This window comes from Streptomyces sp. NPDC045431 (assembly GCF_040646655.1).
Classification (GTDB): Bacteria; Actinomycetota; Actinomycetes; order Streptomycetales; family Streptomycetaceae; genus Streptomyces.
On record NZ_JBEZAQ010000001.1, the window covers coordinates 704,958 to 722,430 of the forward strand.

Below are 17,473 nucleotides of genomic sequence, written 5' to 3' on the forward strand. Positions count from 1 at the left end.
GCCTGAGCTTCCGGCCAGGTGGCGCCTTCGGCCGGGTGGCGCCTCCGTCACGCCCCGTGCAGCAGCGCCAGCGTCGCCTCCATGTCCGCACGGAGCGCGCCGCTCGCGGCCTCAGGGTCGCCCCGGCGCACCGCCTCCACCAGCTCCGCGTGCAGGTCGGCGCTGTGGCCCGGCTCCCGGTCGCGCAGGTCTAGCAGCTGCACCAGGCTGATCAGGCCCTCCCGCAGCGCGGGCACGAACTCGCCGAACAGGTCCGTCAGCACGGGGTTGTGCGCGGCGGCCACCACCGCCGCGTGCAGCGAGATGTCCGCGTCCACGAACGCCGCGTCGTCGCCGCCCGCCGCCTCGGTGCGCGCCGCGAGCGCCGCGTCCATCGCTGCCAGGTCCGCCTCCGTACGGCGTACCGCGGCCAGCCGCGCCGCCTGGACCTCCACCATCGCGCGGACCTCGTACACGTCGGTGACCGCCGCGCGGCGCAGCCGGGTCGTCCAGTCCTCCACCGGCCCGGCCGGCTCGGTGGCGACGACGAACACGCCGGCGCCCTGCCGCGGCCGTACCAGCCCCGCGCCGGCCAGGACGCGCACCGCCTCGCGGACCGTGGAGCGGCCGACGCCCAGCTCCTTGGCGAGGGTCGTCTCGCCGGGCAGCTTGGTGCCCACCGGCCAGTGCCCGCCCGTGATCTGCTCGCGCAACCGTTCCGCGGCCTGTTCGACCAGGGGGCTGGGGCGCAGTGCGCCGAGGGACGACATCCCGTTCACCTCTCAGCTTGTCTGAGGAGTTGTTCCATGATTACTGTACCCCGCATGAAGCTGCGTGGTCTCCTTCTCGGCCGCCGCGGCGGGGCCTGACGCGACCGGCACCCCGCCGCGGGGCTCGGCCATGCCGGTCAACTCCGGTCCAACAGAGAAGGCTTCATGTCGTACGCCACCGGCACCACCGGAACCACCGATACCACCGGCACCACCGGCATCACCGGCATCACCGGCACCACGGAAAACGACACCGCCCCCGCCTGGAACCCGCAGCGCGGCGGCGCCATGCCGAGCCACCGCTACCGCCCCGCCCACTCCCGCGTCCCCCTCCCCGCCCTCACCGACCGCACCTGGCCCACCCGCACCATCGACCGCGCCCCCTCTGGGTCCCCGTCGACCTGCGCGACGGCAACCAGGCGCTGGCCGAACCCATGGACACCGCGCGCAAGCGCCGCATGTTCGATCTCCAGGTCGCCATGGGCTTCAAGGAGATCGAGGTCGCCTACCCCTCCGCCAGCCGCACCGACTTCGACTTCGTACGCCACCTCGCCCAGAGCGACGCCGTACCCGACGACGTCACCGTCGTCGTCTTCACCCCCGCCCGCCCCGACCTCATCGAGCGCACCTTCCAGGCCATCGACGGCCTGCCCCGCACCGTCGTCCACCTCTACACCGCCACCGCACCCGTCTGGCGCGACATCGTCCTCGGCCGGAGCCGCGACGAGATCCACGCCCTCGTACGCGACGCCGCCACGCTCATCGCCAAGCTCGCCGACACCCGCCCCCACCAGGACATCCGCTTCCAGTACTCACCCGAGGTCTTCAACGCCACCGAGCCCGACTACATCCTCGAACTCTGCGACGACCTCACCGGCCCGACCCTCTGGGACGCCTCACCCGACCGCCCCGTCACCCTGAACCTCCCCGCCACCGTCGAGATCGCCACACCCAACGTGTACGCCGACCAGATCGAGTACACCCACCGCAACCTGGCGCGGCGCGACGCCGTCATCCTCTCCGTCCACCCCCACAACGACCGCGGCACCGGCGTCGCCTGCGCCGAACTCGCCCTCCTCGCCGGAGCCCAACGCGTCGAAGGCTGCCTCTTCGGCAACGGCGAACGCACCGGCAACGTCGACCTGATCACCCTCGCCCTCAACCTGCACACCCAGGGCGTCGACCCCCTGCTCGACCTCTCCGACATCGACGCCGTCCGCCGCACCGTCGAACACTGCAACCGCCTGCCCGTCCACGAACGCCACCCCTACGCCGGGGATCTCGTCCACACCGCCTTCTCCGGCACCCACCAGGACGCCATCAAGAAGGGCCTCACCCACCACACCGCCCGCGCCGCCGCCCTCGGCGTCCCGCCGGAGCAGGCCCCCTGGGAGGTCCCCTACCTGCCCATCGACCCCGCCGACATCGGCCGCGACTACGAAGCCGTCATCCGCGTCAACAGCCAGTCCGGCAAGGGCGGCATCGCCTACCTCCTCCACACGGCGTACGGGCTCGACCTGCCCCGCCGCCTCCAGATCGACTTCTCCCGCGTCGTCCAGCACGCCACCGACGACAGCGGCGAGGAGGTCACCGCCCCGCAGCTGTGGGACCTCTTCCACGCCACCTACCTCGCCCCGTACGAGCACGGCTCGCTGACCCCCGCCACCTGGCACACCACCGAAAACGCCCCCGGCCACCACACCTTCCGCGCCACCCTCCCGGACGGCCGCGAGGTGACCGGCACCGGCAACGGCCCGCTCTCCGCGCTCACCGACGCCCTCGCCACCGCCGGGACCCCCGTCGACATCCGCCACTACGCCGAACACGCCACCGGCACCGGCCCCGACAGCCCCGCCGTCGCCTACGCCGAGTGCCGCATCGGCGACACCACCCTGTGGGGCGTGGGCCGGGACACCTCCGTGCTCACCGCCTCCGTACGCGCCGTCATCGCGGCGGCACACCGCGCCCACGCGGTGCACGAGACCGCCACCGTCACCACCACCGTCACCACCTCCGCCGTCACCCCGACCGCCTGAGGACCCCTGGGCTCGGGTCCGCTCAGCCCTGAGATGAACTCGCGTGTCCGGCCTTCGAGCATCGGGCAGCATGGGCCCATGCCCGCACTGACGCGCGACGAAGCGCAGACCCGAGCCCGGTTCCTCGACGTCCAGCGGTACACGATCGACCTGGACCTCACCACCGGCGACGAGACCTTCGACTCCACCACCGTCATCCGGTTCACCGCCCGCACCCACGGCGACACCTTCGTCGAGCTCAAGCCCGTCACCCTCCGGGCCCTCACCCTCGACGGGAAGCCCCTCGACCCCGGGGCTCTCGACGACAACCGCTACCCCCTCACCTTGGCCGAAGGCCCGCACGAGCTGCGCGTCGACGCCACCATGCGCTACTCGCGCACCGGCGAGGGCATGCACCGCTTCACCGACCCCACCGACGGCGAGACCTACATCTACACCCAGCTGTTCCTCGAAGACGTCCAGCGCGTCTTCGCCGCGTTCGACCAGCCCGACCTCAAGGCCGTCTTCGAGCTGACCGTCACCGCGCCCGACCACTGGACCGTCCTCGCCAACGGCATCACCACCCGCCAGGCCGACGGCCGCTGGCAGACCGCCCCCACCCCCCTCATCTCCACCTACCTCGTCGCCGTCGCCGCCGGCCCCTGGCACTCCATCCGCACCGAACACGCCGGACTGCCCTTCGGCATCCACTGCCGCCGCTCCCTCGCCCCCCACCTCGACGCCGACGCCGACGAGATCCTCGACGTCACCCGGCAGTGCTTCGACCGGTACCACGAGAAGTTCGAGGAGCCGTACCCCTTCGACTCGTACGACCAGGCCTTCGTGCCCGAGTTCAACGCGGGCGCCATGGAGAACCCGGGCCTCGTCATCTTCCGCGACGACTTCGTCTACCGCTCCGCCGTCACCGTCACCGAACGCCAGACCCGCGCCATGGTGATCTCCCACGAGATGGCCCACATGTGGTTCGGCGACCTCGTCACCCTCAAGTGGTGGGACGACATCTGGCTGAACGAGTCCTTCGCCGAGTACATGGGCTACCAGACCGTCAACGAGGCCACCACCCGCTACCCCGACACCTGGATCGAGTTCGGCGTCGTACGCAAGGCCTGGGGTTACGACGCCGACCAGCGGCCCTCCACCCACCCCGTCGCCCCCGACGCCGACGCCGTCCCCGACATCGCCTCCGCGATGCTCAACTTCGACGGCATCTCGTACGCCAAGGGCGCCTCCGCGCTGCGGCAGCTCGTCGCCTGGATGGGCGAGAAGGACTTCCTCGCCGGCATCAACGCCCACTTCGCCCGCCACAAGTTCGGCAACGCCACCCTCGCCGACTTCATCGACAACCTCGCCTCCGTGACCGACCGCGACGTCCACGGCTGGGCCGAGACTTGGCTGCGCACCGCCGGCGTCGACACCCTCACCCCCGCCTACGACCCGGCCACCGGCACCCTCGCCGTCCAGCGCACCGGCAGCCGCCCGCACCGCGTCACCGCCGGCCTGTACGACCGCGAACTCGCCGACGGCAGCCGGCTGGTGCTGCGCGACCGCATCGAGCTCGACGTCCCCCAGGAAGCCCCGGCGCACATCCCCGGCCCCCGCCCCGCGCTCATCGTCCTCAACGACGGCGACCACACCTACGCCAAGGTCCGCCTCGACGAGCACTCCGAGGAACCCGCCTTCCGCAACCTCTCCGGCATCCCCGACGCCCTCACCCGCGCCGTCGTGTGGAACTCCCTGCGGGACATGGTCCGCGACGGCGAACTCGCCCCCGCCGCCTACCTGGAGACCGCCCGCGCCCACCTCCCCGAGGAGAAGGACCTCGCCATCGTCCAGGGCGTCCTCGGCTTCGCCGCCACCCACATCGCCGACCGGTACGTCCTCCCCGAGGCCCGGCCCGACGCCCTCGACCTGCTCACCGACCTCACCCGCGACCTCATCCGCCGCACCGAGGACGGCACCGACCCGGGCCTCCGCCTCACCGCCGTACGCCACCGCATCGACACCGCCCAGCGCCCCGGCACCCTCCAGGGCTGGCTCGACGAAGGCGCCGTCCCCGGCGGCCCCGACCTCGACCCCGAGCTCCGCTGGCGCATCCTGACCCGCCTCGCCGTCCTCGGCGCCACCGACGAGGACGCCATCGCCGCCGAGCTGGACCGCGACCCCAGCGCCACCGGCCAGGAAGGCGCCGCCCGCTGCCGCGCCGCACTCCCGGCCCCCGAGGCCAAGGCGGCCGCCTGGGAGCGGATGTTCGCCTCCGACACGCTCTCCAACTACCTCTTCACCGCCACCGCGAAGGGCTTCTGGCAGCCCGAACAGGCCGAGCTCGTACGGGAGTACGTGCCCCGGTTCTACCCCGACGCCATCGCCCTCGCCGACCGCCGCGGCCCCGCCATCGCCGAGGCCGCCGGCCGCTTCGCCTTCCCGGCCCACGCGGTCGACGCCGAGAACCTGCGCCTCGGCGAGGAAACCCTGGCGACCGGCACCATGATCCCGGCCCTGCGCCGCCAGCTCGCCGACCAGCTCGACGACCTGCGCCGCGCACTCCGCGTCCGGGAGGCATAGCAGCAGCGGGACCCGGCGGCGTACCTCTCGCCGAAGGCGTCCCACTTTCGGGTTGTGATCGCCCCGCACCGGTACCCACCCGGTGCGGCGGCGGTCCACGCTGGCCCCATGAGCACCCCGTCCCTCGCCGGAGGTCCCGCAGGCCCCGACGCGCTGCGCCCCCTCGTCGACACCGTGCTCGACGCCCTCCACACCGGCACCACAGCCCGCGGCGGCCCCCTACCCCCCGGCGGCCCGGCCGCGGTGACGGCCCATCTCTACGAGACCCTGACGGGCCACCAGGCCGCCGCTTCCGCGAGCCTCCCGCCGCAGCCTCTCGCCGACCCCGGCGCCTCCGCCGGCCCCGCCGCCGCGCCCGGCGCCCTCACAGGCCTCCCGGAGAACCCCACCGCCGACCCCGGCGCCTGCGTCGGCCCCGCCGCCGCGCCCGGCGCCTCCGCAGGCGCCCGAGTACGACTCGCCGCACCGCCCGCCACCTCCTCAGGGCACCGCCCGGAGCGCCCCGCCGCACCCGCCCGCCCCGGCACCGACACCCTCATCCCGCCCACCGGCACCGGCCCCCACGAAGCCCTCCGGACCCTCACCCACGCCCTCGCCTACGGCGCCGCCGACCCCGCGCACCCCCACTGCGCCGCGCACCTGCACACACCACCGCTCGCCCTCGCCGTCGCCGCCGACCTGGCCGCCGCCGCCCTCAATCCGTCCCTCGACTCCTGGGACCAGGCCCCCGCCGCCTCCGCCCTCGAAGAGCTCGTCACCCACGCCCTCGCCACCGAGGTCCACCCCACCGGACCCGCCCCCGACGCGCTCGTCACCACCGGCGGCACCGAAGCCAACCAGCTCGCCCTCCTCCTCGCCCGCGAACGCCACGGCGCCTTCGGCGCCACCGTGCAAACCGTCTGCGGCGCGGGCGCCCACCACTCCCTCCACCGCGCCACCTGGCTCCTCGGCATGCCCGAGCCCGTCACCGTCCCCGCGCCCGACGGCACCCTCGACCTCACCGCCCTCGACGCCGTACTCACCGGCCTGCGCGGCCCCGTCCTCGTCGCCGCCACCGCCGGCACCACCGACACCGGCCGCATCGACCCCCTCCCCGAGATCGCCGACCTCTGCGACACCCACGGCGCCGACCTCCACATCGACGCCGCCTACGGCGGCCCGCTGCTCTTCAGCGACACCCGCCGCCACCTCCTCCGCGGCCTCGACCGCGCCACCACCGTCACCCTGGACCTGCACAAACTCGGCTGGCAACCACTCGCCGCCGGCCTCCTCGCCGTACCCGACCGGGCCCTCCTACGGCCCCTCGCCCACACCGCCGAGTACCTCAACCCCGACGACGACACCGAAGCCGGCCTGCCCGACCTCCTCGGCCGCTCCCCACGCACCAGCCGCCGCCCCGACATCCTCAAGATCGCCGTCACCCTCCGCGCCCTCGGCCGCAGCGGCCTCGGCACCCTCGTCGACCAGGTCTGCGCCGCCGCCCAGCACCTCGCCGACCTCGTCGAGAAGAACCCCGCCCTGGAGCTCTACGAACGCCCCACCCTCTCCACCGTCCTCTTCCGCCCCACCGGTGCCCCCAACACCACCGTCGCCGCCATCCGCCGCACCCTCCTCACCGAAGGCCGCGCCGTCCTCGGCCGCGCCCGCACCGCCGACGGGCGCCTCTGGCTCAAAGCCACCCTCCTCAACCCCCACGCCACACCCGACGACCTGGCCCACCTCCTCACCCTCGTGGAAGGCAGCACCACCCGATGACCGATCACCCCCACACCACCGATCACCCCCACGACCTGGTGGGCATCGGCATCGGCCCCTTCAACCTCTCCCTCGCCGCCCTCGCCCACGGCGTCCCCGGCGGCCTCGCCACCGCCTTCTACGAACAGCGCCCCGCCTTCCACTGGCACCCCGGCCTCCTCATCGAAGGCGCCACCCTCCAAGTCCCCTTCCTCGCCGACCTCGTCACCCTCGCCGACCCCACCAGCCCCTGGACGTTCCTCAACTACCTCCGCAGCCGCGAACGGCTCTACCCCTTCTACTTCTCCGAGCGCTTCCACATCCACCGCGCCGAATACGACGCGTACTGCCGCTGGGTCAGCGACCACCTCCCCGGACTCCACTTCGGCCACCAGGTCGACGCCGTCCGCTGGAACCCCGACCGCGACGTCTTCGAAGTCGACTACACCCAGCTCGACGCCGACGGCGCGGCACACGCACCCGGCCGCACCCACACCCGCCACCTCGCCGTCGGCATCGGCACCGAGCCCTACATCCCCGAACCCCTCCGGCCCCTCGCCGCCGCAGCCACCGTCCCCGTCCTCCACTCCGCCGACTACCTCCACCACCGCGACCGCCTCATCGCCGCCGAACACGTCACCGTCATCGGCTCCGGCCAGTCCGGCGCCGAGATCTTCCTCGACCTCCTACGCGCCCGCCCCACCGGCGCCGAAAAGATCCACTGGCTCGCCCGCACCGAGGCCTTCGCCCCCATGGAGTACTCCAAACTCGGCCTGGAGCACTTCACCCCCGACTACACCCGCTACTTCCACGCCCTGCCCGAACACGTCCGCAACGACCTCGTCCCCCGCCAGTGGCAGCTCCACAAAGGCATCGACACCGACACCATCGCCGCCATCCACGACGAGCTCTACCGCCGCACCCTCCACGGCGGCTGGCCCGACGCCGTCCTCACCCCCGGCGTCCGCGTCCGCACCGCCGGACGCCTCGCCACCACCAAGGTCGAACTGCACGTCGAACACATCCAGCAGGGCACCCGCGACCGCATCGTCACCGACGCCGTCGTCCTCGCCACCGGCTACCGCCAACGCCCCCTCCACCGCGTCCTCGCCGGACTCGACCCCTACCTCCGCCGCGACTCCGCCGAACGCCCCCGCATCGACGACCAATACCGCCTCGTCCTCGACCCCTGCGTCACCGGCGCCGTCTACGTACAGAACGCCGAAACCCACACCCACGGCGTCGGCGCGCCCGACCTCGGCCTCGCAGCCTGGCGCGCCGCCACCATCCTCAACTCACTCACCGGCAAGGAGCCCTACCCGCTGCCGAGCCGGACGGCGTTCACCACCTTCGGCCTCCCAGGGCTCCCGCACCAGCGCACCCGCTAGAACACCGGGACACCCTCCCGCGTCAGCCTCCACCCCACCGAGGCGAAGGCCGCCGGGTCGATCGTCCCCTTCGCCTGCACCCACTGGATGATCGTGTTACGGATCTCCTCCGAGTTCGACCACACCTGCTTCGCCGCCGCCACGTGCGGGAACGCCCCACCACCACTCGCCCGGTAGTTGTTCACCGCCAGCACGAACCGCGCCGCCGGGTCCAGCGGCTTCCCCTCGAACGACAGGTTCACGATCCGCGAACCCACCGGCTGCGCGATGTCGATCTCGTACGTCAGCCCGTACACGGCGTCGTAGTTGTAGTCCGGCGTACCCTCCGCGTTCGTCAGCTTCGCCGTCTCCACCGGCGCCCCCGACGCGGTCCGGACGTAGTACTTCGCCGAGTACTCCAGGTACTCCTTCAGCTGCGCGCCCGTCAGCAGCCGCGCCTCCAGCGTGTTCTCGAACGGGTACAGCCCCGCCGCGTCCCGGATCGTCACCTGCCCCGCCGGGATCCGCGCCGTACGCGAGAAGCACGACGCCTGCGACAGCACCGGCAGCGCCGCGTACTCCCCGCCCGCCAGCGCCGCCCGCACCGTCTCCGCCTGCACGTGGTTGATCAGATCGATGATCGGCTCGTCCTTCCACGGCGCCTCCGCCGTGGACATCGCCACCGGCGACGTACCGATCACCTGGTTGACGTACGCCACCACCTTCGCGTGCTCGTCACCGAGCAGCTTCACGATCTCCGGGTCCTCCTCGGCCGTGTTCGAGTTCAGCACCGAGGCACCGACCTTCTCCACCACCCAGCGGCCCCTGCGCCACACCACCTCGAAGTCGAACAGCGTCAGCCGCTGCCCCCACTTCAACGGCTCGGACAGCACGACGTCCTTGCCCGTCTCCTTGTTCCGCACCCGGTACTCCGGGATCTCCGTGTGCGCGTGCCCCACCAGGATCGCGTCGATCCCCGGCACCTGCTCGGCCACCAGCGCCGCCGCGTTCTCGATGTACGGCAGCTGATCCCCGTACGACGACGTCCCGCTCGACCCCGAGTGCGCCGACACGATCACCACGTCCGCACCCATCGCCCGCAGCTTCGGCACCCACTTCGCCGCCTGCTCCTCCAGCCCCGGGAAGACCATCTTGCCGCTGACGTTCGCCTTGTCCCAGATCGCGATCCCCGGGTTCGTCAGCCCCAGCACCGCCACCCGCACATCCCGCCCGCACGGCGTACGCAGCCGGTGCACGCTGTACGGCGGGAACGCCGGCCGCAGCGTCTTCGCGTCCAGCGCGTTCGCACCCAGCAGCGGGAAGTCACACTGCTCCTGGAACTTCCGCAGCACCGGTATGCCGTAGTTGAACTCGTGGTTGCCGAGCGCCGCGGCGTCGTACCCGATCGCGTTCATGGCCTGCGCCATCGGGTGGACCGGGCCCCGCTCGGCCGTGATCGGATCCACCTTGGCGTAGTAGTACGCCAGCTGCGTGCCCTGAATCGTGTCGCCCGCGTCGATGAGCAGCGTGTTCCGCCGCCCCTTCGCCTCCCGGACCTGCTCGACCAGCGTGGAGATCTTCGCCAGACCGACGTCGTTGTGCGCCTTGTCGTCGAACTCCTTGTCGGTGAAGTAGTCCCAGTTGAAGACGTTCCCGTGCAGGTCGGTGGTCCCCATGACGGTGAAGGAGTACCGCTTGTCCTTCCCGGCCTTCCCGCCCGTCTCGTCCTGCGCCACGGCCGGGCCCGCGACCGACCCCGCCAAGGCCACGCCGGCACCGGCGGCAGCCGACCGCTCCAGGAAGGTCCTACGGTTCAGCGGCATGTGATCTCCTTCGATTCGCAGTGCACAACGCGCGTAGATTCTGACGCACGGCAGCCCCCGGAAACAGGCCCCACCAGGTTTCGATCCGGTGACCAGGAGGAAATGACGGGCCATGACCAGCGACCTGCCGTACGGCACCGCCGAAGCCCCCCGCGTCGCCGTACGCGGCGAAGCCCGCCTTGAAGTCGACCCCGAAATCGCCCGCATCGGCATCTCCGTCGGCGCACGCGGCACCGACCGCCGCAGCGCCCTCGAAGACCTCACCCGCCGCAACGCCGCCGTCCTCGACCTCGTCAAGTCCTACGGCGACGCCGTCGAAAAACTGGAGACCGGCGCCTTCTCCATCAGCCCCGAGCTCACCAAACGCGGCAAGGGCGAACGCGTCCGCGCCTACCACGGCCGCGTCCACCTCACCGCCGAACTCTCCGACTTCACCGCCCTCGGCGAACTCACCACCCGCCTCGCCGACCTGGAACTCACCCGCGTCGACGGCCCCTGGTGGGCCCTTCGCCCCGACTCCCCGGCCCACGGCGCCGCCCGCCGCCAAGCCGTCAAGGAAGCCGTCCAACGCGCCCGCGAATACGCCGACGCCCTCGGCACCCGCCTCGCCGCCCTCGTCGAACTCGCCGACCTCGGCGCCGAGAACGCCCCCTCCTACCCCCTGCGGCCCAACGCACCCGGCGGATCACCCCGCATGGCCTTCGCCGCCGAAGCCACCGAAATGGCACCGGCCCTCGACCTCGAACCCCAGCGCCAGACCGTCACCGCTCAGGTGAACGCCCGCTTCACCATGCACCCGCCCGCCCTGTAGCGCTCACGCCCAGCGCTCATCAGAGCACCCCTGCGCACAATTCAACACTTGTCAATAGCCCTTCATGCAAAGGTTGTTGAGTCGTCATGCGGGACCAATTCTCTACCCGCCGGTAGGCCCTAGGGTCGAACCATGCGCCGAGCAAAAATCGTCTGTACCCTGGGGCCCGCCACCGACACATACGACCAGATCAAGACACTGGTCGAGGCCGGAATGGACGTCGCCCGCCTCAACCTCAGCCACGGCTCCTACGCCGAACACGAGGAGCGCTACGCGCACGTACGCAAAGCCTCCGACGAAACCGGCCGCAGCGTCGGCGTCCTCGCCGACCTTCAAGGCCCGAAGATCCGGCTCGGACGCTTCCGCGAAGGCCCCGTACTCCTTGAACGCGGCGACGCCTTCACCATCACCGTCGAACCCGTCGAAGGCGACCGCCACACCTGCGGCACCACCTATGAAGGCCTCGCCGACGACGTCACCCCCGGTGAACGCATCCTCGTCGACGACGGCCGCGTCGCCCTCGAAGTCACCTCCGTCGACGGCCCCCGCGTCCACACCACCGTCACCGAAGGCGGCATGGTCTCCGACAACAAGGGCCTCAACCTCCCCGGCGTCGCCGTCTCCGTCCCGGCCCTCTCCACCAAGGACATCGACGACCTCCGCTGGGCCCTGCGCACCGGCGCCGACGTCATCGCCCTCTCCTTCGTACGCAGCGGACGCGACATCGAGGACGTCCACCGCGTCATGGACGAGGAAGGCCGCCGCGTCCCCGTCATCGCCAAGATCGAAAAGCCCCAGGCCGTCGAGAACATCGACGACATCGTCGCCGCCTTCGACGGCATCATGGTCGCCCGCGGCGACCTCGGCGTGGAGATGCCGCTGGAGCAGGTACCCATCGTCCAGAAGCGCGCCATCAAGCTCGCCAAGCGCAACGCCAAGCCGGTCATCGTCGCCACCCAGATGCTCGACTCGATGATCGAGAACTCCCGCCCCACCCGCGCCGAGGCCAGCGACGTCGCCAACGCCGTCATCGACGGCACCGACGCCGTCATGCTCTCCGGCGAGACCAGCGTCGGCCGCTACCCCATCGAGACCGTCCGCACCATGAGCCGCATCGTCGAAGCGGCCGAGGAGGACATCCTCGCCAAGGGCCTGACCCCCCTCACCGAGCGCAACAAGCCCCGCACCCAAGGCGGCGCCGTCGCCCGCGCGGCCGCCGAGATCGGCGACTTCCTCGACGCCAAGTACCTCGTCGCCTTCACCCAGTCCGGCGACACCGTCAAGCGCCTCTCCCGCTACCGCTCCCCGATCCCGCTGCTCGCCTTCACCCCGGAGCCGGCCACCCGCTCCCAGCTGAACCTCACGTGGGGCGTCGAGACCTTCCTCGGCCCGCACGTGGAGTCCACGGACGCGATGGTCGCCCAGGTCGACGAGCAACTCACCAAGATCGGCCGCTGCCGCAAGGGCGACCTGGTCGTGATCACCGCCGGCTCCCCGCCGGGCGTCCCGGGCTCCACGAACCTGGTCCGTGTCCACCGCATCGGCGACCGGGTGGCGTAGCCCCGGTTGTGAGGCTCAGTACTTCGGCCCGACATGGGCGTCCATGAGCGCGACGGACGCCCGTCGGGCGACGGAGATGTTGTAGGGGTTGCCACCGCGGGTGCAGGACCTCGGCCGTGGCGAGAAACGACGGAAATTCGATCGCGCTATCGAGTGGAACGCCACTGGATGTCCGACCATGGAATCAAAAGCATTTGTACCCCGGGTGGGATTCGAACCCACGCTGGATGGTGTTTGAGACCACTGCCTCTACCGCTGGGCTACCGGGGTATCCTTCGAATCGAAGGTTGGCGGTTACCCGCCGTGCCCCTACCTTACAGGAGCTAGGTAGGCTCATGGGGAGCTGTGCCAGCCTTGGAACGAGGAGCCTACGTGACCGCCCCCGAGTCGCCCCAGCCCGTCGCCGACGACGACAAGTCGCACGTCCCGCCGCTGACGACCCGCGTCGTCATCGCCGAGGACGAGGCCCTCATCCGCCTCGACCTGAAAGAGATGCTCGAGGAGGAGGGGTACTCCGTCGTCGGTGAGGCCGGTGACGGTGCCCGCGCCGTCGAGCTCGCGCGGGAGCACCGGCCGGACCTCGTGATCCTGGACGTGAAGATGCCCGTCCTCGACGGGATCTCCGCCGCCGAGAAGATCGCCGAGGAGTCCATCGCCCCGGTCCTGATGCTCACCGCGTTCTCCCAGCGCGACCTGGTCGAGCGGGCGCGGGACGCCGGGGCCATGGCGTACCTGGTGAAGCCGTTCAGCAAGAGCGACGTGGTGCCGGCCATCGAGATGGCGGTGTCGCGGTTCGCGGAGCTGAAGGCGCTGGAGAAGGAGGTCGCCGACCTTTCGCAGCGCCTGGAGACGCGCAAGCTGGTGGACCGGGCGAAGAGCATCCTGCAGACGCAGTACGGGCTGACGGAGCCGGCCGCGTTCCGGTGGATCCAGAAGACGTCGATGGACCGGCGGATGTCGATGCAGCAGGTCGCGGAGGCGGTCATCGAGGACGCCGAGGAGAAGAAGGCGGCCAAGGGTCAGTGACCGCCGGGCGGGCGGGTCAGGCGGGTTGGGCCACGGTGGCGGTGAGCCGTCGGGTGATGAGGTCCGCCAGGGCGGGTGCCTGCTCGGTGAGGTAGAAGTGGTCGCCGGGGAAGGGGACCAGTTCCGTGGCGGAGGCGGAGCTGCACCGCCACATGGTCAGCTGGTGTTGGCTGAAGGAGTCCTCGATGCCGTAGCAGACGACGAGGGGGCTCTCGGTGACGTTGCTGCGGAGTTCGCGGACGAACGAGTCGCAGACGCCGAAGTCGGCCCGCAGGGTGCGGGCGGTGCGCTGCCGTAGCTGTGGGTGGGCGAGGATCTGGGGGTCCAGGCCGCCGAAGCGGGCGCCGGTGCGCAGGATGTCCTCGTCGTCGGCTTCGAGTGGGTTCCCCTCGAAGAGCGGGACGGCGCACTGGGGTCCGGCGTTGGCCGAGGCGAAGAGGGTGGTGCACTGGGCGGGGGAGGCTTCCCGTTCCAGTTTCGCGGCGAGGGCGAGCGCGAGGTAGGCGCCCATGCTGTGGCCGAAGAGGGCGAAGTGCCCGGTCACGCCCGCGGCGGGGAGTTGCTCGGCGAGGTCGGTGAGGGCTGCTTCGGCGGTGGTGAGGGGTTCTTCGCGCCAGCGGCGGCCGCGGCCGGGGAGTTCGAGGGGGACGGGGGTGATGGCCGGGGGGAGGGCGGCTATGAGGGGGGAGAAGACCTGGGCTGATCCGCCGGAGTGGTGCAGGAGGACCAGGGGGGTGGGTTTCATGGGGGTGTCTCCCGTTGTTCCGGTGTCTTCGTCGTGGGGCTGCCGTTGCGGTGGCGTGCGTCGACCCAGCGTCCGGCGATGGCGGACAGCAGGATGAGTCCGCCGCCGAGGATCTGGACGGGTCCGAGGTGCTCGTCGAGGAGGATGACGGCGAAGACCGCGGCGAAGAAGGGCTCCGTGGAGAGGACCAGTCCTACGCGGGTGGGGCTGGAGGCGCGGGCGGCGTGGAGTTGGACGAGGAAGGCGAAGGCGGTTCCGGCGATGCCGAGGTAGGCGATGACCAGCCAGGCGGAGGTGGGGAGTTGGGTGATCTGTGCCCATGACCGGCCGGGCTGGAGGAGGGCGACCAGCAGGCCGCCGGCGGCGACGACCCAGAGCTCGATGGCGGTGACGCGGAGCAGGGACAGGTCGCGGCCTTGGGTGCGGGCGCTGAAGAGGACGATCTGGCCGGCGCGGATGAGGGCGGCGGCGAGGATGATCAGGTCTCCGCTGCGTATGGAGAGGCCCTGGTGGAGGGTGAGGAGGGCGCAGCCGGCTACGGAGAGCAGGGTGAGGGGGTAGATGGTGCGTGCGATGCGGACGCGGAGGAAGAGGCGTTCCGCGAGGGGGACGAGCATGACGGAGAGGGCGATGAGGAAGCCGGCGTTGGAGGCGAGGGTGTAGCGGACGCCGAGGGTTTCGAGGAAGAGGATGGCGAAGAGCAGGATGCCGAAGAGGCAGCCGAGGAGCACTTCGTCGCGGGTGACGTGGCGCCAGAGGTGGAGGGAGAGGGCGGTGATGGCGAGGGCGCCGAGGGCGAAGCGGAGGAAGAGGAAGGCCGGTACGGAGATGTACTGGCCGGTCCACTGCATGGCGACGTAGGTGGAGCCCCAGACGATGGCGACGCCGAGGACGCCGAGGTCGGCCATCCAGGCGCGGGTGGGGCGGTCGGTTTTCGGGGGGTGGGGCAGGGGGGCGGTGTCCTGGGGGACGGTGGCCTTAGAGGTGCTCAACGGTGTATCCCACCTTCAGCACACCGCTTTTGACCTTGATGGAGCGCAGGGAGAAGCCGGTGAGGCGGCCCAGTGAGGTGACGTGGGTGCCTCCGCAGGGGTCTTCCCCGACGCCGTCGATGGTGATGATCCGCTGGTCGCCGCGGTGGTCGGCGTGGACCTTGTGGTCGGCGGCGATGGCCTTGCGGGTCTGTTCCTCGATGGTGGCGGCGAGGTTCTGGAGGTCGGGCTTGTCGGCGCCGGCGTCGAATTCGATGCGGGCCTGGCCGGGGAAGTGGTTGCTGACACGATGGCGGAATCCCGCCTGTCGGATGAAGGAGTCGACGACGTGGCCGCAGGTGTGGAGGGCGGCGTGGCGGAGGCGTAGTTCTTCGTCGATGGTGGTGGTGACTTCGTCTCCGGCGGTGGCGTCGGTGTCGCAGGAGAGACGTACGGTGTGGCCGGGGGCCTCGGGGTCCTTGAAGGGGCGTGCGGGTGCGGTGCCGACGGTGCCCGTGTCGCTGGGCTGTCCGCCGCCCTGGGGGTGGAAGATGTTGTGTTCCAGCGTGATCCAGGGCCCGTGTTCGCTGTGTCCGGTGTCGAGGACGCGGGTGGTGACGCTGAAACGGTAGGTGTCTTCCAAGTACAGGTGATGCTGCCGCAACGGGGGCCTCCGGGCCTGGCTTTGTCAGTGTGCCGCTGCCGGCGGGGCGGGGGTGCCGTCCCGCCGGCTCGCGGGTGTCAGAGTGAGCGCGGGACGAATTCGTAGCCGCGCTGACTGCGGGTGGCTATGCGGTTGATGCCGTACTCGTCTTTACCAGAAACGAGTACTGCCCCGTAGTTGTCGAGGGGGATGCCACCGCCGTATTCGGCCACTTCCTCGGTGCCGGGGTAGACCTGTACTTGGGTGGGGACGTAGCGGGCGGCGAAGCCCATGCGGTAGTCCTTCTTGCTGCCGGTGTGGGGGAGGGAGGCGTGCATGAGGGTGGACCAGAAGATGACGCACTCGCCGCGCTTCATGACGAGGGGGAAGGCCTGGGACTCGTCGGGCTTCCAGTTGGGGTCCTTCTGGAGTTGGCGGTAGTCGTAGCCGAAGAAGCCGCGCCTGACGCCGTCCTTCTCGACGGCGTTGACGGCGTCGGGGTTGTACTCCATGGGCTTGGACTCGTCGTAGTTCATGTGGCGGTGTGTGCCGGGCATGAGCTGGAGGCAGCCGTTCTCCTTGGTGGAGTCGGTGAAGGCCGTCCAGACGGTGATGGTGCCGCCGAAGGCGGGCTGGCCGTCCTGGGAGGGCCAGAGGATCTGGGGCTTTTTGCTGGCGTTGGCGAAGGTGGAGGCCTGGTGCCAGTCGGTGCCTTCGTCGCCGGGGTACTTGGGGAAGAACTCGGTGCGCCAGCAGAGGACGTCGGGGCCGAGGATGGAGGCGACGCGGTCGACGATCTCGGCCCTCATGATGTGTTCGGAGAGCAGGTCGACGTCGAGGTGGCGGTCGTAGTTGGAGATGTTGGTGACGCCGCCGAGGGCGTCGTTGGGGTAGATGGCGTGGGAGCGGTCCGGCAGTTGGCGCCGGATGGTGTTCCAGCGCTCTTCCATTTCCTCGGGCTCGTAGATCTTGATGGGGCCGATGTATCCGTCGCGCTCGAACTGCTCGAGCTGCTCGGGGGTGAGGCGGAAGTCGGTCTGTTCCGAGGTGGTCATGCGGGCTCGTCCATTCTCTTGCGACGTCGTGGGACGGTCGTGTGTACGGAGGAGTGGTTCGCTTCTCGGTTTCTGCTGCCGGTCCGGGTGCTGTGGGGTGTGTGGTCCAGCGCTGGAGTGCTGGGGGGCTGGAGCGTCAGTTCAGGCGGCCGGCGAGGTGGGCGGCGGCTTCGGCGAGGGTGCCTTCGAAGAGGGTCTGGATGTCGTACTCGGCGCCGAAGCGTTCCTTCGCCTGCTGGTTGAGCTGGAGGGCGAGCATGGAGTGTCCGCCGAGGTCGAGGAAGTTGTCCTCGGGGCGGATGGCGGAGTCCTCCAGGAGTTCGGCGACCCAGTCGAGGGTGGCCTTCTGGACTTCGGCGGTGCGCGCCGAGGGGCTCAGGGTTTCCGACAC

Annotated in this window: 14 protein-coding genes, 1 tRNA gene and 2 pseudogenes; 7 read left to right on the forward strand and 10 right to left on the reverse strand. The window is 70.8% G+C overall.

Annotated features, from left to right (window positions below):
- Window positions 1–47: 47 nt before the first annotated feature.
- Together AB0A69_RS03170 and AB0A69_RS03175 are read right to left on the reverse strand one after the other, a co-directional pair.
- Window positions 48–749, reverse strand: a complete 702-nt coding sequence (locus AB0A69_RS03170) for an FCD domain-containing protein (protein ID WP_361414701.1) — start codon at window positions 747–749, stop codon at window positions 48–50.
- A gap of 137 nt (window positions 750–886) precedes the next feature.
- Complete coding sequence (locus AB0A69_RS03175; RefSeq protein ID WP_361415227.1) at window positions 887–1,039, reverse strand: hypothetical protein; 153 nt, start codon at window positions 1,037–1,039, stop codon at window positions 887–889.
- Between AB0A69_RS03175 and leuA the strand changes: the two are divergent.
- The 4 genes and pseudogenes from leuA to AB0A69_RS03195 all read left to right on the forward strand — a co-directional run bounded on the left by leuA (window position 1,038) and on the right by AB0A69_RS03195 (window position 8,469).
- Window positions 1,038–2,785, forward strand: a pseudogene (gene leuA, locus AB0A69_RS03180) (2-isopropylmalate synthase). The gene AB0A69_RS03175 and the pseudogene leuA overlap by 2 nt on opposite strands.
- Before the next feature lie 78 nt (window positions 2,786–2,863).
- Window positions 2,864–5,347, forward strand: a complete 2,484-nt coding sequence (gene pepN / locus AB0A69_RS03185; protein WP_361414703.1) for an aminopeptidase N — start codon at window positions 2,864–2,866, stop codon at window positions 5,345–5,347.
- A gap of 108 nt (window positions 5,348–5,455) precedes the next feature.
- A complete protein-coding gene (locus AB0A69_RS03190; RefSeq protein ID WP_361414705.1) occupies window positions 5,456–7,102 on the forward strand; it encodes an aminotransferase class V-fold PLP-dependent enzyme in 1,647 nt (548 codons plus the stop codon).
- Window positions 7,099–8,469, forward strand: coding sequence for a SidA/IucD/PvdA family monooxygenase (locus tag AB0A69_RS03195; protein ID WP_361414707.1), 1,371 nt, complete (start codon window positions 7,099–7,101; stop codon window positions 8,467–8,469). The genes AB0A69_RS03190 and AB0A69_RS03195 overlap by 4 nt, the downstream gene beginning before the upstream one ends.
- Here AB0A69_RS03195 and AB0A69_RS03200 read toward each other — a convergent pair.
- Window positions 8,466–10,271: a 5'-nucleotidase C-terminal domain-containing protein gene (locus tag AB0A69_RS03200; RefSeq protein WP_361414709.1), complete on the reverse strand. Its 1,806-nt coding sequence runs from the start codon at window positions 10,269–10,271 to the stop codon at window positions 8,466–8,468. The two genes, AB0A69_RS03195 and AB0A69_RS03200, sit on opposite strands and share 4 nt — an antisense overlap.
- Window positions 10,272–10,383: 112 nt before the next feature.
- Here AB0A69_RS03200 and AB0A69_RS03205 point away from each other — a divergent pair, with 112 nt between their 5' ends.
- Both AB0A69_RS03205 and pyk read left to right on the forward strand, forming a co-directional pair.
- On the forward strand, window positions 10,384–11,082 hold the full coding sequence (locus AB0A69_RS03205) for an SIMPL domain-containing protein (protein WP_361414711.1): 699 nt from the start codon (window positions 10,384–10,386) through the stop codon (window positions 11,080–11,082).
- A gap of 132 nt (window positions 11,083–11,214) precedes the next feature.
- Entirely contained in the window at window positions 11,215–12,642 is a 1,428-nt protein-coding gene (pyk, locus tag AB0A69_RS03210) for a pyruvate kinase (protein WP_361414713.1), read from the forward strand.
- A gap of 15 nt (window positions 12,643–12,657) precedes the next feature.
- Here the strand turns inward: pyk and AB0A69_RS03215 are convergent.
- Together AB0A69_RS03215 and AB0A69_RS03220 are read right to left on the reverse strand one after the other, a co-directional pair.
- A pseudogene (locus AB0A69_RS03215) lies at window positions 12,658–12,747 on the reverse strand (helix-turn-helix domain-containing protein); the annotation flags it as partial.
- Window positions 12,748–12,839: 92 nt separating this feature from the next.
- A tRNA-Leu gene (locus AB0A69_RS03220) sits at window positions 12,840–12,912 on the reverse strand.
- 102 nt (window positions 12,913–13,014) lie between these two features.
- Here AB0A69_RS03220 and AB0A69_RS03225 point away from each other — a divergent pair.
- Window positions 13,015–13,668 carry a response regulator gene (locus tag AB0A69_RS03225; RefSeq protein WP_361414715.1) on the forward strand — a complete coding sequence of 218 codons (654 nt, stop codon included), beginning with the start codon at window positions 13,015–13,017 and terminating at the stop codon, window positions 13,666–13,668.
- A gap of 16 nt (window positions 13,669–13,684) precedes the next feature.
- Here AB0A69_RS03225 and AB0A69_RS03230 read toward each other — a convergent pair whose 3' ends face one another.
- The 5 genes from AB0A69_RS03230 to AB0A69_RS03250 form a co-directional block, all read right to left on the reverse strand.
- Window positions 13,685–14,413 carry an alpha/beta fold hydrolase gene (locus AB0A69_RS03230; protein WP_361414717.1) on the reverse strand — a complete coding sequence of 243 codons (729 nt, stop codon included), beginning with the start codon at window positions 14,411–14,413 and terminating at the stop codon, window positions 13,685–13,687.
- The gene (locus tag AB0A69_RS03235) at window positions 14,410–15,405 is read right to left on the reverse strand and encodes a DMT family transporter (RefSeq protein WP_361414719.1); all 996 of its coding nucleotides are present in this window, start codon (window positions 15,403–15,405) and stop codon (window positions 14,410–14,412) included. The genes AB0A69_RS03230 and AB0A69_RS03235 overlap by 4 nt, the downstream gene beginning before the upstream one ends.
- Window positions 15,392–16,027: an alanyl-tRNA synthetase gene (locus AB0A69_RS03240; protein WP_361414721.1), complete on the reverse strand. Its 636-nt coding sequence runs from the start codon at window positions 16,025–16,027 to the stop codon at window positions 15,392–15,394. Before AB0A69_RS03240 ends, AB0A69_RS03235 begins: the two co-directional genes overlap by 14 nt.
- A 98-nt stretch (window positions 16,028–16,125) precedes the next feature.
- Window positions 16,126–17,082 (reverse strand): chlorinating enzyme, encoded by a 957-nt coding sequence (locus AB0A69_RS03245; RefSeq protein WP_361414723.1) that lies wholly within the window; start codon window positions 17,080–17,082, stop codon window positions 16,126–16,128.
- A 136-nt stretch (window positions 17,083–17,218) separates the two neighbouring features.
- Entirely contained in the window at window positions 17,219–17,473 is a 255-nt protein-coding gene (locus AB0A69_RS03250; protein WP_361414725.1) for a phosphopantetheine-binding protein, read from the reverse strand.

What these genes read in the sequence shown, in the direction of transcription:
- AB0A69_RS03190 (WP_361414705.1), top strand. Translation starts at nt 5,456, where the DNA reads ATGAGCACCCCGTCCCTCGCCGGAGGTCCCGCAGGCCCCGACGCGCTG.
- AB0A69_RS03230 (WP_361414717.1), bottom strand. Translation starts at nt 14,413, where the DNA reads ATGAAACCCACCCCCCTGGTCCTCCTGCACCACTCCGGCGGATCAGCC.
- AB0A69_RS03200 (WP_361414709.1), bottom strand. Translation starts at nt 10,271, where the DNA reads ATGCCGCTGAACCGTAGGACCTTCCTGGAGCGGTCGGCTGCCGCCGGT.
- AB0A69_RS03175 (WP_361415227.1), bottom strand. Translation starts at nt 1,039, where the DNA reads ATGGCGCCGCCGCGCTGCGGGTTCCAGGCGGGGGCGGTGTCGTTTTCC.
- AB0A69_RS03195 (WP_361414707.1), top strand. Translation starts at nt 7,099, where the DNA reads ATGACCGATCACCCCCACACCACCGATCACCCCCACGACCTGGTGGGC.
- AB0A69_RS03245 (WP_361414723.1), bottom strand. Translation starts at nt 17,082, where the DNA reads ATGACCACCTCGGAACAGACCGACTTCCGCCTCACCCCCGAGCAGCTC.
- pepN (WP_361414703.1), top strand. Translation starts at nt 2,864, where the DNA reads ATGCCCGCACTGACGCGCGACGAAGCGCAGACCCGAGCCCGGTTCCTC.
- pyk (WP_361414713.1), top strand. Translation starts at nt 11,215, where the DNA reads ATGCGCCGAGCAAAAATCGTCTGTACCCTGGGGCCCGCCACCGACACA.
- AB0A69_RS03170 (WP_361414701.1), bottom strand. Translation starts at nt 749, where the DNA reads ATGTCGTCCCTCGGCGCACTGCGCCCCAGCCCCCTGGTCGAACAGGCC.
- AB0A69_RS03205 (WP_361414711.1), top strand. Translation starts at nt 10,384, where the DNA reads ATGACCAGCGACCTGCCGTACGGCACCGCCGAAGCCCCCCGCGTCGCC.